The following is a 14,604-nucleotide window of genomic DNA, read 5'->3' as shown; positions in this document are numbered from 1 at the left end:
ACATGGACACCCTGGTGCGCCCCGCCGCGTCGTGTGAACCGATTCCGCTGTCGGCGGCGCGAACGCGCCGCACCCGCCAGGGGGTGGTGGCCTGGGGTGACCACCGCGTCACGGTGGGCGGCGATGCGCCGGTGCGCGTGCAGTCCATGACCAACACCGACACCGCCGATGCCGTGGGCACGGCGATCCAGGTCAAGGAACTGGCGCTGGCCGGCTCCGAGCTGGTGCGCATCACGGTCAACAACGACGAGGCCGCCAAGGCCGTGCCCTACATCCGCGAGCAGCTCGACCGCATGGGCGTGAACGTGCCGCTGATCGGGGACTTCCACTACAACGGCCACCGCCTGCTCACCGACCACCCGGCCTGTGCCGAGGCACTGTCCAAGTACCGCATCAACCCCGGCAACGTGGGCCGAGGCGACAAGGGCGGCCGCCAGTTCGCGCAGATGGTGGAAATCGCGGCGCGCCACGACAAGGCCATCCGCATCGGCGTGAACTGGGGCAGCCTGGACCAGGACCTGCTCGCGCGCCTGATGGACGAAAACGCGAACCGCAGCGTGCCCTGGGAAGCGCGGCAGGTGATGTACGAGGCGCTGATCACCTCGGCGCTCGAATCCGCCCGCAAGGCTGAAGAAATTGGCCTGAATGGCAACAACATCGTGCTGTCCTGCAAGGTCAGTGGCGTGCAGGACCTCATCGCGGTCTACCAGGCCTTGGCGCAGCGCTGCGACTACGCGCTGCACCTGGGCCTGACCGAGGCTGGCATGGGCACCAAGGGCGCCGTGGCCTCGGCGGCGGCGCTGTCGGTGCTGCTGCAGCAAGGCATTGGCGACACGATCCGCGTCTCGCTCACGCCGCAGCCCGGCGAAGCGCGCACGCAGGAGGTGGTGATCGCGCTGGAGATCCTGCAGGCCCTGGGCATGCGCGCTTTCGTGCCGTCGGTCACCGCCTGCCCGGGCTGTGGCCGCACCACCAGCACCACCTTTCAGGAACTGGCCAAGCAGATCGACGACTACCTGCGCAGCTCCATGCCACTGTGGCGCGCGCGCTATCCCGGGGTGGAGAACCTCAAGGTGGCCGTGATGGGCTGCATCGTCAATGGCCCGGGTGAAAGCAAGCACGCCGACATCGGCATCAGCCTGCCCGGCACCGGCGAGGCGCCCGCTGCCCCGATCTTCATCGACGGGCAGAAGGCCATGACCCTGCGGGGCGAGGGCATCGCGCGCGAGTTCCAGCAGGTCGTTGAAAACTACATCGAGAAGAAATTCGGCGCAACGTCCTGAGCATCGGGACCACCCGATGCCTCTGGCGCATGGCTGAACGAGAGATTGCATGGCAGACAAACTGAGCGCCGTCAAAGGCATGAACGACATCGCGCCTCCCGCGTCCGCGCACTGGGAGTGGCTCGAAGACACCCTTCGCACGCTGATGCGCCGCTACGGCTATCGCAACCTGCGCACGCCCATCGTCGAGCCCACGGCGCTGTTCGTGCGGGGGCTGGGCGAAGTGACCGACATCGTCGAGAAGGAGATGTACTCCTTCGAAGACCGGCTCAACGGCGAGCAGCTCACGCTGCGGCCCGAGAACACCGCCGGTGTGGTGCGCGCCGCGCTGGAGCATTCGCTGCTGTACGACGGTGGCAAACGCCTGTACTACATGGGCCCGATGTTCCGGCACGAGCGGCCGCAGCGGGGGCGCTACCGGCAGTTCCATCAGTTCGGTGCCGAGGCCCTGGGCTTCGCGGGCCCGGACGTGGATGCCGAGCTCATCGTGCTGGCCTGCGACCTCTGGGCCGAGCTCGGCCTCACGGGCATCGAACTCGAGATCAACAGCCTGGGCCAGCCGCCCGAGCGCTTGGCCCATCGCCAGGCCCTGATTGCCTACCTGGAGGCGCACGCCGACCAGCTCGACGAAGAAGCCAAGCGCCGCCTGCACAGCAACCCCTTGCGCATTCTGGACACCAAGAACCCGGCCATGCAGGACCTGGTCAACGCCGCACCGCGCCTCATGGACCACCTGGGTGCCGAGTCGCTCGACCACTTCAACCGCCTGCGCGGCCTGCTCGATGCGCACGGCATCACCTACCGCATCAACCCGCGCCTGGTGCGCGGCATGGACTACTACAACCTTTCGGTGTTCGAGTTCGTCACCACCCAACTGGGCTCGCAGGGCACGGTGTGCGCGGGCGGCCGGTACGACGGCCTGTTCGAACAGATCGGTGGCAAGGCCGCTCCGGCGGTCGGCTGGGCCATGGGCATGGAGCGCATCCTGGAATTGCTGAAAGAGCAGGGCCGCCTGCCCGAGCAGCCCGCGCCCGATGCCTACGCGATCGTGCCGGACGCGGCCCGCGTGCCCCAGGTGATGCCGGTGCTGCGGGCGCTGCGCCTGCAGGGCGTGAACGTGCAGATGCATGCCGCCGGTGCCGATGGCATGGGCAGCATGAAGTCGCAGTTCAAGAAGGCCGATGCCAGCGGCGCGCGCTTTGCGCTCATCTTTGGCGAACAGGAAATGCAGCAAGGCACGGTGGCGCTCAAGTCCCTGCGCGGCCCCCGCACCGACGCGCCCGCGGAAGCCGCGCAAAGCCTGCTGGCCCTCGACGCCGTCGCCGATTGGGCAGGCCGCCTGCGCGGCGACTGACGTTCGCGCATCCGCACGGGGTGGCCTGGGGCCACCCGCCTACAATCCCCCGTTGCGCAACCGGCGCACGAATTCCAGACCTGCATCCACCATGGCCAAACACCTCGACCTCGAAGAACAGGAACAGATCGATCAGATCAAGCACTTCTGGGCCCAGTACGGCAACCTCATCAGCTGGGTGTTGATCGTCGTCTTCGGTTCGTTCGCGGCCTGGAACGGCTGGAACTACTGGCAGCGCACGCAGGGCGTGAAAGCCGCCGCGCTGTACGACGAAGTCGACCGCGCGGTGCTGGCGCGCGACAACGAGCGCGTGGAACGCGCCCTGGCCGACATGCAGGCCCAGTTCGGTGGCACCACCTTCGCCAGCCAGGCGGCGCTGCTGGCGGGCAAAACCCTGTTCGAAGCCGGTCAGGTCGACAAGGCCCGTGCCGCACTGACCTGGGTGGTCGAGAAATCCGGCGACGCTTCCTACCAGGCCGTGGCGCGCTTGCGCCTGGCCGCGCTGGACGTGGAAGGCAAGGCCTTCGATCAGGCCCTCAAGACGCTGGAAGCGTCCGTGCCCAAGTCTTTCGAACCCCTGGTGGCCGACCGCCGTGGCGATGTCTTCATGGCCCAGGGCAAGGCCGATGAAGCCAAGGCGCAATATCAGAGCGCCTGGCAGGCCCTGGGCGCGCGCACCGAGTACCGCCGGCTGGTCGAGGTGAAGCTCGCCGCCCTGGGCGTGGACACCGCCAGCCTGTCTTCCACCGCACGTTGAAATCCATGGTCACCTGCACACCCCGTTCATCCACGGCGCCCTGGCGCCGGGCCTTGCCCGTCATCGGGCTGGTCGCCGTCGCCTTGCTGTCGGCCTGTGGCTCGAGTTCGAAGAAGCCGCAGCCGGCCGAGCTGCCCGCTGTGGCCGCCCTGATGGGCACCCAGCTCGTGTGGTCGGCCCAGGTCGGCGAAGGCCATGCCTCGCTGGCGCCGCTCGTGGCGGGCGGACGCGTTTTCGTCGCCGGCGGTGCGGGCAACGTGGCCGCACTGGATGCCGCCACCGGCAAGGATGTCTGGCGCCTGAATCTGGGCACGCCGATCGCCGCCGGGGTGGGTGCCGATGGCCAGACCGCTGCCGTCGTGACCCGCAACAACCAGTTGGTGGCCATCGCCGATGGGGCCGAGCGCTGGCGCGTGCGCCTGCCCGCGCGCTCGTTCACCGCCCCCCTCGTGGCGGGCGAGCGGGTGTTCGTTCTCACGGCCGATCGCGTGGTCACGGCTTTCGATGGCAAGACTGGCGCCCGGCTGTGGAGCCAGAGCCGTCCCGCAGAACCTCTGGTGCTGAGCCAGACAGGCGCGCTGCTGGCGGTGGGCGATACCCTGGTGGTGGGCCTGGCGGGACGCCTCACGGGTCTCAACCCCGACAACGGATCCGTGCGCTGGGAGGCACCGGTGGCCACGTCCCGAGGCACCAACGAAGTCGAGCGCCTGGTCGACATCGTGGGGCCGGTCAGCCGCATCCGCAACAGCGTCTGCGCGCGGGCCTATTCGGCCGCCGTGGGCTGCGTGGACGCGAGCCGAGGCACCGTGGTGTGGACGCGCGCCGCGCAAGGCACAACGGGTGTGCACGGCGACGACCGCCTGGTTTTCGGCAGCGAGAGCGATGGCCGCTTCCAGGCCTGGCAGCGCGCCACCGGCGAGCCCGCCTGGAGCATCGACCGCCTGAAATACCGTGGCCTGACCGCACCGCTGGCCCTGGGCCGTGTGGTGGCGGTGGCCGACAGCCGTGGCCTCGTGCACCTGATCTCCCGCGAAGACGGCAGCGAAATGACCCGCCTGACCACCGACGGCTCGCCCATCCTGGCCCCGCCGGTGCTCGCTGGCGATGCGCTGGTGGTGCAGACACGCAACGGCGGCGTGTTCGCCTGGCGTCCCCAGTAATGCCCGCCACGAACACCGTGTTCGTGACCGCCTGAACGAAAGCTCTTTCCGTGAAACCCGTCATCGCCCTGGTGGGCCGGCCCAATGTGGGCAAGTCCACCCTGTTCAACCGCCTGACGAGTTCACGCGACGCCATCGTGGCCGACTTTGCCGGCCTCACCCGGGACCGCCACTACGGCAACGGCCGTCAGGGCCGGCGCGAGTACATCGTCATCGATACCGGCGGCTTCGAACCCGAGGCCAGCGAAGGCATCTACAAAGAGATGGCCAAGCAGACGCGGCAGGCCGTGGCCGAGTCCGATGTGGTGATCTTCGTGGTCGATGCCCGCGCTGGCATCAGCGCCCAGGACCACGAGATCGCAGGCTACCTGCGCCGCCTGGGCAAGCCCACGCTGCTGGTGGCCAACAAGGCCGAAGGCATGACGCAAGGCCTGCAACTGGTCGAGTTCTACGAACTCGGGCTGGGTGAGGTGATGGCGGTGTCCGGTGCGCACGGGCAGGGCGTTCGCTCCATGCTCGACGGCGCCCTGGAGCTCATCCCCGGCCTGCCGCCGGAGGACGAGGAGGAGCCCGAGGTCGAGACCGGGGTGATCCGCCTGGCCGTGGCGGGCCGTCCCAATGTGGGCAAGTCCACCCTCATCAACGCCTGGCTGGGCGAGGAACGCCTGGTTGCCTTCGATCTGCCGGGCACCACGCGCGATGCCATTTCCGTGCCGTTCGAGCGCTCGGGCCAGAAGTTCGAGCTGATCGACACCGCCGGGATCCGCCGCAAGGGCCGCGTGTTCGAGGCGATCGAGAAGTTCTCGGTGGTCAAGACCCTTCAGGCGATCGAAAACGCCCACGTGGTTCTGCTGCTGCTGGACGCCACGCAGGGCGTGACCGACCAGGATGCCCACATCGCCGGCTACATCCTGGAGAGCGGCCGCGCCGTGGTGCTCGCGATCAACAAGTGGGACGCGGTGGACGCCTACCAGCGCGAGCAGATCGAGCGCCAGGTTGAAACCCGGCTTGCTTTCCTGAAGTTCGCCTCGCTGCACCTGATTTCCGCCCAGAAGCGCCAGGGCCTGGGCCCGGTCTGGAAGTCCATCACCCAGGCCCACGCTTCCGCCATGCGGAAAATGTCAACCCCGGTGCTGACCCGCCTGCTGATGGAGGCGGTGGCCTTCCAGGCGCCGACCCGCAGCGGCATGTTCCGGCCCAAGATGCGTTACGCCCACCAAGGCGGCATGAACCCCCCGGTGATCGTGATCCACGGCAACTCCCTGGAAAACGTGCCGGACGCGTACAAGCGCTTCCTCGAAGGGCGCTTCCGCAAGGCCTTCGATCTGGTCGGCACCCCCCTGCGAATCGAGTTCAAGACCTCGGCCAATCCCTTCAAGGAGTAGGAATTTCGACTCAACCTCGGTCCGGCCGCACGGCTGTGGTATGGTCCATTCCTCATTAACTTTCATTGAACACGGAGCATATCGTGAGCAATAACAAAGGCCAGCTCTTGCAAGACCCTTTCCTGAACCAGCTTCGCCGGGAGCATGTGCCCGTGTCGATCTATCTGGTCAACGGCATCAAATTGCAGGGTCAGATCGAGTCGTTCGACCAATACGTCGTGTTGCTGCGCAACACGGTCACGCAGATGGTCTACAAACACGCCATTTCCACCATCGTGCCGGGTCGTCCGGTGCAGTTCTCGGCCGTCGGCACGGACGAGCCGGCAGCGTCCTGATTCAGCGCCTGAATCGCATCCGGCCCGTGCAGCCGACCTGCCGGGCCCGCAACGCCGTGCGCGTTGTCGCTCTACCGACTTGAATTCACCCGCTTCCACCCCATCCTCCACGCCCTCCGTCATCCTGGTTGGCGTGGACTTTGGTGTGCCTCATTTCGACGCTGGACTCGAGGAGCTGGGCCTGCTGGCCCAGACCGCGGGGTACACCGTGGCCGAGCGCGTCAGCTGCAAGCGCCGCGCGCCCGACCCCGCCTTGTTCGTGGGTTCGGGCAAGGCCGACGAGATCAAGATGCTGGCGCAGTCCACCGGTGCTTCCGAGGTGCTGTTCGACCAGTCGCTAAGCCCGGCGCAGCAGCGCAACCTGGAGCGCCACCTGGGTCTGCCGGTCAATGACCGCACCCTGTTGATTCTGGAAATCTTTGCCCAGCGGGCGCGCAGCCACGAAGGCAAGCTGCAGGTCGAACTGGCTCGACTGCAGTACCTGTCGACGCGCCTGGTGCGGCGCTGGTCGCACCTGGAGCGGCAAAGCGGGGGCATCGGTATGCGCGGTGGCCCGGGTGAAACGCAGATCGAACTGGACCGCCGCATGATCGGCGAGGCCATCAAGCGCACCAAGGAGCGGCTCGAAAAGGTGAAGAAGCAGCGCTCCACGCAGCGCCGTCAGCGCGAGCGCCGCGACACCTTCTCGATCTCGCTCGTGGGCTACACCAACGCCGGCAAGTCCTCGCTGTTCAACGGTCTGGTCAAGGCGCGCGCCTACGCGGCCGACCAGCTCTTCGCCACGCTGGACACCACCACGCGCCAGCTCTACCTCGGCGAAGCAGGGCGCTCGGTCTCGCTCTCGGACACCGTGGGTTTCATCCGCGACCTGCCGCACGGCCTGGTCGACGCCTTTGCCGCCACGCTGCAGGAGGCCGCCGACGCCGACCTGCTGCTGCACGTCGTCGATGCCTCCAACCCGTCCCACCCTGAGCAGATCGCCTCGGTGCTCGGCGTGCTCAAGGACATCGGTGCCGATCAGGTGCCTCAGATCCTGCTGTTCAACAAGCTCGATGCGATGGACCCAGCCACGGTGCCGAATGTTTTGAGCGATGCGATGGAACTGGAAGGCCAGTCGGTCCCTCGAATCTTCGTCAGTGCGCGCACCGGCGTGGGCCTGCCCGAGTTGCGGGCCTTGTTGGCGGCACACGTGATCGCGCAAAAGCCGGGGTCTGACCCCTTGCTTCCCGGGGCGCTCCCGGAAATCGGCGAACCCGTGTCCTGATTGGGCACAATGTGATGGTTTTGAATCGACAAAAGAGTTGGCAACCCATGGATGTGAATCTGCAAACCCCTGCCCGCGGCGCTGATCGAGCGACCCGCCCTGTCCGCCGCCGTGGTTGGCAAGGGCTGTGGGGCATGTTCAATCTGAACGACCCCCGTTGGGGCCGGGGTGACGACGAGCCCCGCAACGACGGCGGCCAGGAGCCGGGCCGCGACGAGGATCGCAACCCGCAGCGCCAACCCCCGCGCGGCCAAGGCCCGAACCAGGGCCCGCCGGACCTGGACGAACTCTGGCGCGATTTCAACCGCAAGCTCGGTGGCTTGCTCGGCAACAAGGGCCGGGGCGGCAACCAGGGTGGTGGCAATGGTTCCGGCGGCAACGGCGGCATGCAGGGCTTCAACCCGAACCCCAAGGCCACCGGCATCGGCTTCGGCCTCATCGCCGGCGTGGCCTTGCTCATCTGGATGGGCACGGGCTTCTTCATCGTGCAGGAAGGTCAGCAGGCCGTGATCACCCAGTTCGGCAAGTACCACAGCTCCGTGGGCGCCGGCTTCAACTGGCGCCTGCCGTACCCGATCCAGCGCCACGAAACCGTGTTCGTCACGCAGATCCGCTCGGTGGACGTGGGCCGTGACAACGTGGTGCCCGCCACCGGCCTGCGCGAATCGGCCATGCTCACCGAAGACGAAAACATCGTGGAGATCAAGTTCGCGGTGCAGTACCGCCTGAACGACGCCCGCGCCTTCCTGTTCGAGAGCCGGGACCCTGACGCAGCCGTCGTGAAGGTCGCGGAAACCGCGGTGCGTGAGGTGGTCGGCAAGATGAAGATGGATGCCGCGCTCGCCGAGGAGCGCGATCAGATCGCCCCGCGCGTGCGCACGCTGATGCAGAGCATTCTCGACCGCTACAAGGTCGGCATCGAGGTCGTGGGCATCAACCTGCAGCAGGGCGGGGTGCGCCCGCCCGAGCAGGTACAGGCATCCTTCGACGACGTGCTCAAGGCCGGCCAGGAGCGCGAACGCGCCAAGAACGAGGCCCAGGCCTACGCGAACGACGTGGTGCCGCGTGCCCGTGGTGCGGCCTCGCGCCTGACCGAAGAGGCCGAAGGCTACCGCGCCCGCATCGTGGCGCAGGCCGAGGGTGATTCGCAGCGCTTCCGCGCGGTGTTGACCGAGTACCAGAAGGCGCCGCAGGTGACCCGCGAACGCATGTACACCGACGCCATGCAGGAGATCTACAGCAACGTGACCAAGGTGCTGGTGGATTCCAAGTCGGGCTCCAACCTGCTGTACCTGCCGCTGGACAAGATCATGCAGATGACGGGACAGCCCGCGTCCACGCCCAGCAGCAGCACCCAGCCCAGCGCGCCCACGCAGAGCACGATCCCGGTGCCCACCAGCCGCAGCACGGACAACGCCGCGCGTTCGCGCGAGCGCGAGAGCCGCTGAACAGCGCCAGCGACCAGAGAAACAACATGAACAAACTCGGTTTCATCATCACATCCTTCATCGTGGTTCTGGCGATCGCCAGTTCCATGCTGTTCGTGGTGGACCAGCGCCAGTTCGGCGTGGTCTTCCAGCTGGGTCAGATCAAGCAGGTCGTCACCGAACCTGGCCTGAACTTCAAGCTGCCGCCGCCGTTCCAGAACGTGTCCTACATCGACAAGCGCCTGCTCACCCTGGAGAGCACCGACACCGAGCCGACGCTCACCGCCGAGAAGCAGCGTGTGGTGATCGACTGGTATGTGCGTTGGCGCATCAGCGAGCCGCAGGAGTACATCCGCAACGTCGGCGTGAACGAGCGCGCCGGCGCGCTGCAGCTCAACCGCGTGGTGCGCAACTCCTTCCAGCAGGAAGTCAACAAGCGCACGGTGAACGAACTGCTGTCGACCCGGCGCGAGCAGCTCATGGCCGACGTCAAGCGTGAAGTGCTGGCGGCCGTGCGCGGCGCCGACAAACCCTGGGGCATGGACGTGGTCGACGTGCGCATCACGCGCGTCGATTACGCCGAGAGCATCACCGCCTCGGTCTACCAGCGCATGGAAGCTGAACGCAAGCGTGTTGCGAACGAGCTGCGCTCCACCGGCTTTGCCGAAGGCGAAAAGATCCGTGCCGATGCCGACCGCCAGCGCGAGGTGATCGTCTCCGAGGCCTACCGCGACGCGCAGGCGATCAAGGGCGCGGGCGACGCCAAGGCCGCGGCCTCGTTCTCCGATGCCTTCGGCCGCGATCCGGCATTCGCCCAGTTCTACCGCAGCCTGGAAGCGTACAAGTCGAGCTTCGCCAGCAAGTCCGATGTGCTGGTGGTCGACCCTTCGTCCGACTTCTTCAAGGGCATGCGCAGCAGCAACGTGGCGCCGGCTCGATGAGCCTAGAGCGCTGACAGGCCGGGGCACGACATGTCCGACGCGATCTGGCCAGCGCTGGCCCTGGTGCTGATCTTCGAGGGGCTGCTGCCCCTGCTGGCGCCCAAACTGTGGCGCCGCGTCTTCACCGACATGCTGAGCCTGCGCGACGGGCAGTTGCGCTTCTTCGGCCTGATCTGCCTGGGCAGCGGCGTGCTGCTCTGGTGGTCGCTGACCTGACCCCGCGCTTCTTTTCCAGCGCCTCCCCGCGCTGAGCGATACCCGCCGGAGTAGCTCCCGGGGGGCCGGTAGAATCACGTTTTTAACAGCGCCTGAAAATATCCATGTCTGCCTGGGTCCTCCCGGATCACATTGCCGATGTCCTGCCTTCCGAGGCCCGTCACATCGAAGAACTTCGCAGGGGCTTGTTGGACACGGCCCGGGGCTACGGCTACGAGCTGGTCATGCCGCCGCTGCTGGAGCACCTGGAGTCCTTGCTCACCGGCACCGGTGAAGCCCTCGGTCTGCAGACCTTCAAGCTGGTCGATCAGCTCTCCGGCCGCACCCTGGGTTTGCGCGCGGACAGCACGCCGCAGGTCGCCCGCATCGACGCCCACCTGCTCAACCGCCAGGGCGTGGCCCGCCTGAGCTACTGCGGCCCGGTGGTGCACACCCGCATCGACCGCCCGCTGGCCAGCCGTGAGCCGCTGCAGTTCGGGGCCGAGATCTACGGCCACGCCGGCCAGGAGGCCGACCTGGAGATCATCGAACTCGCGCAGGCCTGCCTGCGAAATGCTGGCGTGAAAGGCCTGCAACTGGACATGGCCGACGTGCGCGTGATCGATGCCGTGCTCGCACCGGTGTCGCTCACTGCCGCGCAGGAAGCCCGCATCCACGCCGCGCTCAACGCCAAGGACGTGGCCGAACTCGAGGTGCTCGCGCGCGACCTGCCGGCCGCCGTGCGCCGCGATCTGGTCGCGCTGCCGCGCCTGTTCGGTGGTATGGCGGTGCTCGACGAGGCGCAGCGCATCCTGCAACCATCTGCGGCCCTGCACGCCGCGCTGGACAGCCTGCGCTGGCTGGCCTCGCACGCGCAGGGCATGGACGTGTCGATCGACCTGGCCGACCTCCGCGGTTACGCCTACTACACCGGCATGCGTTTCGCGCTCTTTGCCCACACGCCGGAAGGCCGGGCAGGGCAGACGCTCGAACTGGCACGGGGCGGCCGCTACGACGAGGTGGGCGCCGTGTTCGGCCGCAACCGCCCCGCGGTGGGCTTCAGCCTGGACCTCAAGGAACTGGTGGCGGCGGTGGCGCCGCGTCCTCTGGTGGCGGCCATCCGCGCACCCTGGGGCATGGACGCCGGCCTGCGCCAGGCCATTGCCGAACTGCGCGCGCAGGGCCACACCGTGGTGTGTGCCTTGCCAGGCCACGACCACCAGGTCGATGAATTTCACTGCGACCGCGAACTGGTGCCCGATGCGGCCCGTCGCGGCGCCTGGACAGTACAAACCCTTCAAACGGAAACCAGCAAATGAAGAACAGCAGCAGCGCCGTGACCCCCGGGCGCAACGTCGTGGTGGTGGGCACCCAGTGGGGTGACGAAGGCAAGGGCAAGCTGGTCGACTGGCTGACCGAGACCGCCACGGGCGTGGTGCGCTTCCAGGGTGGGCACAACGCGGGCCACACGCTGGTCATCAACGGCGTGAAGACGGCGCTGCACCTGATCCCCAGCGGCATCATGCGCGCCGGCGTGAAGTGCTACATCGGCAACGGCGTGGTGCTTTCGGTGGGCAAGCTGTTCGAGGAAATTGCCGGCCTGGAGAAAGCCGGTGTCGAGGTGCGCTCGCGCCTGCGCGTGAGCGAAGGCTGTCCGCTGATCCTGCCGTTCCACGCCGCGATCGACATCGCGCGCGAAGCCGCCAAGGTGAAGGCCGGCACCGAGAAGATCGGCACCACCGGCCGTGGCATCGGGCCGGCCTACGAAGACAAGATCGCGCGCCGTGCGCTGCGCGTGCAGGACCTGAAGTACCCCGATCGTTTCGCAGCCAAGCTGCGCGAGTTGCTGGACCTGCACAACCACGTGCTCACCACCTACCTGCATTCCGCCGACATGGCCTGGGACGACAAGATCGCCTCGTACATGAAGGACGGCGCGATCCAGTTCGACGCGGTGTACACCGAGGCCATGCAGCAGGCCGAACTGCTCAAGCCCATGATCGCCGACGTCTCGCGCGAACTCAACGAGGCGCATCAGGCCGGTGCCAACCTGCTGTTCGAAGGCGCGCAAGGCACGCTGCTCGACATCGACCACGGCACCTATCCCTTCGTCACCTCCAGCAACTGCGTGGCCGGCAACGCCGCCGCCGGTTCGGGCGTGGGTCCGGGCCTGTTGCACTACGTGCTGGGCATCACCAAGGCGTACTGCACCCGTGTGGGCGGTGGCCCGTTCCCCACCGAACTGGAATGGGAAAAGGAAGGCACACCCGGCTGGCACATGGCCACCGTGGGGGCCGAGAAGGGCGTGACCACGGGCCGCAGCCGCCGCTGTGGCTGGTTCGATGCCGCGCTGCTCAAGCGCTCGGCCCAGGTCAATGGCCTTTCGGGGCTGTGCATCACCAAGCTCGACGTGCTGGACGGGCTCAAGGAGCTTCAGCTGTGCACCGGCTACGAGCTGGATGGCCAGGTCATCGACATCCTGCCGATGAGCGCGGAAGACATCGCGCGCTGCAAGCCCATCTACGAAACGCTGCCCGGATGGAGCGAATCGTCGGTGGGTGCCACGCGGTATGAAGACCTGCCGGTCAACGCCCAGCGCTACCTCACGCGCATCGCGCAGACCACCGGGGTGCCGATCCACATCGTCTCCACCAGCCCGGACCGCGACCACACCATCCTGGTGCACAACCCCTACCATGGGTGAAACCACCGGGGGCCGGGTGCGGCCCTTCGTGCAAAATTCCCATCGACATCCCCATCCGGAGCCCGCATGCTGACCGAAGACGGCAAACACCTCTACGTCTCCTACGACGAGTACCACAACCTGATCGAGAAGCTCGCGCTCAAGGTCTACCAGTCGGGCTGGGAGTTCGACACCATCCTGTGCCTGGCACGGGGCGGCATGCGACCGGGCGACATCCTCTCGCGCATCTTCGACAAGCCGCTGGCAATCATGTCCACCAGCTCCTACCGCGCCGCCGCCGGCACCGAGCAGGGTAACCTGGACATCGCGCGCTACATCACCACGCCCAAGGGCGAGATCGCGGGCAAGGTGCTGCTGGTGGACGACCTCGCCGACTCGGGCCACACGCTCAAGGCGGTCATCGACCTGCTCAAGAACAACTACAAGCCGATCACCGAGATGCGCAGCGCCGTGATCTGGACCAAGCAGCTCTCGACCTTCACGGCCGACTACTCGGTGGAGTTCCTGCCCACGAACCCGTGGATCCACCAGCCTTTCGAAGGCTACGACAGCCTGCGTCCCGCGCAACTCCTCGAAAAGTGGAAGCTCTGACCTGAATGCGTGACGACCTGTCCACCCGCCTGATCCACCACCCCTACAAACCCCCCGAGGGCTTCGAGGGGGTGGCCCCGGGGGTGTACAAGGCGTCCACCGTGTTCTTTCCCAACGTCGAGGCCCTGCGCACGACCGACTGGAAAGACAAGAGCGGCTACACCTACGGCCTGCACGGCACGCCGACCACCTTCACGCTGGAAGAGCGCATCGCCACCATCGAAGGTGGTCTGCATTGCGTGCTCGCGCCCAGCGGCCTGGCGGCGGTGTCGCTGGTGGACATGGCCCTGCTGCGCCAGGGCGATGAGGTGCTGATTCCCGACAACGCCTACGGACCGGGCAAGTCCTTTGCTTCGGTCGAGCTCGCGGCCTGGGGCATCACGCACCGCTATTTCGATGCCATGGACCCGGCCGATCTCGCGCGCAAGATCGGCCCGGCCACGCGCCTGGTCTGGCTGGAGGCGCCCGGTTCGGTCACGCTGGAATTTCCCGATCTGCCGGCCCTGGTGGCCCGGGTGCGCGAGGTCAACGCCCAGCGCGGCGCCGACCAGCGCCCCGTCGTCACCGCGCTCGACAACACCTGGGGCGCCGGCATCGCCTTCGCGCCGTTTGATCTGGGCGTGGACATCTCGGTGCAGGCCCTCACCAAGTACCCCAGCGGCGGTGCCGACGTGCTCATGGGCTCGGTCGTCACGCGCGATCTGGCGCTGCACCGCCAGGTCTTGCTCACGCACATGCGCCTGGGGTTGAACATTGGCGTGAACGACGCCGAATTGGTCTTGCGCGGCCTGTCCAGCATGGCGCTGCGTTACCACGCCCAGGACGCCAGCACTCGCGAACTCGCCACCTGGATGCAGGGTCAGGCTGGCGTGGTGCAGGTGCTGCACCCGGCGCTGCCGGGCTCGCCCGGCCACGCCACCTGGCAACGCGATGCGACCGCCGCGGCCTGTCTGTTCAGCGCGGTGTTCGACGCCTCCATTTCCCAGGCGCGCATCGACGCGTTCTGCGACAGCCTGCGCCTGTTCAAGCTGGGCTGGAGCTGGGCCGGCCCGATCAGCCTGTGCGCGCCTTATGAGATCGGCTCCAGCCGCAGCCAGGGCTGGCCCCACGCGGGCGGTCTGGTACGCTTTGCCGTGGGCCTGGAATCCGTGCACGACCTCCGCGCCGACCTGGCGCAGGCCTTGACCGCATTGAACCCCTGACCCTCC

14 protein-coding genes are annotated in these 14,604 nt (G+C 67.3%); all 14 read left to right on the top strand.

Going from position 1 to position 14,604, the window contains the following annotated elements:
* Positions 1–2 precede the first annotated feature (2 nt).
* Positions 3–1,283 carry a flavodoxin-dependent (E)-4-hydroxy-3-methylbut-2-enyl-diphosphate synthase gene (gene ispG / locus AC1Q9M_RS01545; protein WP_492432683.1) on the top strand — a complete coding sequence of 427 codons (1,281 nt, stop codon included), beginning with the start codon at positions 3–5 and terminating at the stop codon, positions 1,281–1,283.
* Positions 1,284–1,332: 49 nt separating this feature from the next.
* On the top strand, positions 1,333–2,637 hold the full coding sequence (gene hisS, locus AC1Q9M_RS01540; RefSeq protein ID WP_492432094.1) for a histidine--tRNA ligase: 1,305 nt from the start codon (positions 1,333–1,335) through the stop codon (positions 2,635–2,637).
* 91 nt (positions 2,638–2,728) lie between these two features.
* Positions 2,729–3,394, top strand: a complete 666-nt coding sequence (locus AC1Q9M_RS01535) for a YfgM family protein (RefSeq protein WP_291113297.1) — start codon at positions 2,729–2,731, stop codon at positions 3,392–3,394.
* A 5-nt stretch (positions 3,395–3,399) separates the two neighbouring features.
* On the top strand, positions 3,400–4,554 hold the full coding sequence (gene bamB, locus AC1Q9M_RS01530; RefSeq protein WP_444686425.1) for an outer membrane protein assembly factor BamB: 1,155 nt from the start codon (positions 3,400–3,402) through the stop codon (positions 4,552–4,554).
* 50 nt (positions 4,555–4,604) lie between these two features.
* Positions 4,605–5,939 carry a ribosome biogenesis GTPase Der gene (der, locus tag AC1Q9M_RS01525; RefSeq protein ID WP_291113300.1) on the top strand — a complete coding sequence of 445 codons (1,335 nt, stop codon included), beginning with the start codon at positions 4,605–4,607 and terminating at the stop codon, positions 5,937–5,939.
* A 65-nt stretch (positions 5,940–6,004) separates the two neighbouring features.
* Entirely contained in the window at positions 6,005–6,274 is a 270-nt protein-coding gene (gene hfq / locus AC1Q9M_RS01520; RefSeq protein WP_084360358.1) for an RNA chaperone Hfq, read from the top strand.
* A gap of 79 nt (positions 6,275–6,353) precedes the next feature.
* Positions 6,354–7,538 carry a GTPase HflX gene (gene hflX, locus AC1Q9M_RS01515; protein WP_492432090.1) on the top strand — a complete coding sequence of 395 codons (1,185 nt, stop codon included), beginning with the start codon at positions 6,354–6,356 and terminating at the stop codon, positions 7,536–7,538.
* Between the two features lie 134 nt (positions 7,539–7,672).
* Positions 7,673–8,986: an FtsH protease activity modulator HflK gene (gene hflK, locus AC1Q9M_RS01510; protein WP_492432088.1), complete on the top strand. Its 1,314-nt coding sequence runs from the start codon at positions 7,673–7,675 to the stop codon at positions 8,984–8,986.
* A gap of 26 nt (positions 8,987–9,012) precedes the next feature.
* Positions 9,013–9,906: a protease modulator HflC gene (gene hflC, locus AC1Q9M_RS01505; protein ID WP_291113308.1), complete on the top strand. Its 894-nt coding sequence runs from the start codon at positions 9,013–9,015 to the stop codon at positions 9,904–9,906.
* A 30-nt stretch (positions 9,907–9,936) separates the two neighbouring features.
* Positions 9,937–10,122, top strand: a complete 186-nt coding sequence (locus AC1Q9M_RS01500) for a DUF2065 domain-containing protein (RefSeq protein ID WP_382158413.1) — start codon at positions 9,937–9,939, stop codon at positions 10,120–10,122.
* A gap of 104 nt (positions 10,123–10,226) precedes the next feature.
* A complete protein-coding gene (locus AC1Q9M_RS01495) occupies positions 10,227–11,420 on the top strand; it encodes an ATP phosphoribosyltransferase regulatory subunit (protein WP_382324441.1) in 1,194 nt (397 codons plus the stop codon).
* The gene (locus AC1Q9M_RS01490) at positions 11,417–12,805 is read left to right on the top strand and encodes an adenylosuccinate synthase (RefSeq protein WP_382158409.1); all 1,389 of its coding nucleotides are present in this window, start codon (positions 11,417–11,419) and stop codon (positions 12,803–12,805) included. The genes AC1Q9M_RS01495 and AC1Q9M_RS01490 overlap by 4 nt, the downstream gene beginning before the upstream one ends.
* 66 nt (positions 12,806–12,871) lie before the next feature.
* Positions 12,872–13,396: a phosphoribosyltransferase gene (locus tag AC1Q9M_RS01485; protein ID WP_291113316.1), complete on the top strand. Its 525-nt coding sequence runs from the start codon at positions 12,872–12,874 to the stop codon at positions 13,394–13,396.
* A gap of 5 nt (positions 13,397–13,401) precedes the next feature.
* Positions 13,402–14,598: a PLP-dependent transferase gene (locus AC1Q9M_RS01480; RefSeq protein ID WP_492432084.1), complete on the top strand. Its 1,197-nt coding sequence runs from the start codon at positions 13,402–13,404 to the stop codon at positions 14,596–14,598.
* Positions 14,599–14,604 lie beyond the last annotated feature (6 nt).

Source organism: Hydrogenophaga sp. GW823-FHT04C09 (genome assembly GCF_058796355.1).
The sequence above is the reverse complement of the archived record's forward strand: the minus strand, read 5'-3'. Positions and strand labels throughout refer to the sequence as shown.

Bases quoted from the DNA above. Each gene is read 5' to 3' on its own strand.
- ispG (WP_492432683.1), top strand. From the start codon at position 3: ATGGACACCCTGGTGCGCCCCGCCGCGTCGTGTGAACCGATTCCGCTG.
- hisS (WP_492432094.1), top strand. From the start codon at position 1,333: ATGGCAGACAAACTGAGCGCCGTCAAAGGCATGAACGACATCGCGCCT.
- AC1Q9M_RS01535 (WP_291113297.1), top strand. From the start codon at position 2,729: ATGGCCAAACACCTCGACCTCGAAGAACAGGAACAGATCGATCAGATC.
- bamB (WP_444686425.1), top strand. From the start codon at position 3,400: ATGGTCACCTGCACACCCCGTTCATCCACGGCGCCCTGGCGCCGGGCC.
- hflK (WP_492432088.1), top strand. From the start codon at position 7,673: ATGTTCAATCTGAACGACCCCCGTTGGGGCCGGGGTGACGACGAGCCC.
- hflC (WP_291113308.1), top strand. From the start codon at position 9,013: ATGAACAAACTCGGTTTCATCATCACATCCTTCATCGTGGTTCTGGCG.
- AC1Q9M_RS01500 (WP_382158413.1), top strand. From the start codon at position 9,937: ATGTCCGACGCGATCTGGCCAGCGCTGGCCCTGGTGCTGATCTTCGAG.
- AC1Q9M_RS01495 (WP_382324441.1), top strand. From the start codon at position 10,227: ATGTCTGCCTGGGTCCTCCCGGATCACATTGCCGATGTCCTGCCTTCC.
- AC1Q9M_RS01490 (WP_382158409.1), top strand. From the start codon at position 11,417: ATGAAGAACAGCAGCAGCGCCGTGACCCCCGGGCGCAACGTCGTGGTG.
- AC1Q9M_RS01485 (WP_291113316.1), top strand. From the start codon at position 12,872: ATGCTGACCGAAGACGGCAAACACCTCTACGTCTCCTACGACGAGTAC.
- AC1Q9M_RS01480 (WP_492432084.1), top strand. From the start codon at position 13,402: ATGCGTGACGACCTGTCCACCCGCCTGATCCACCACCCCTACAAACCC.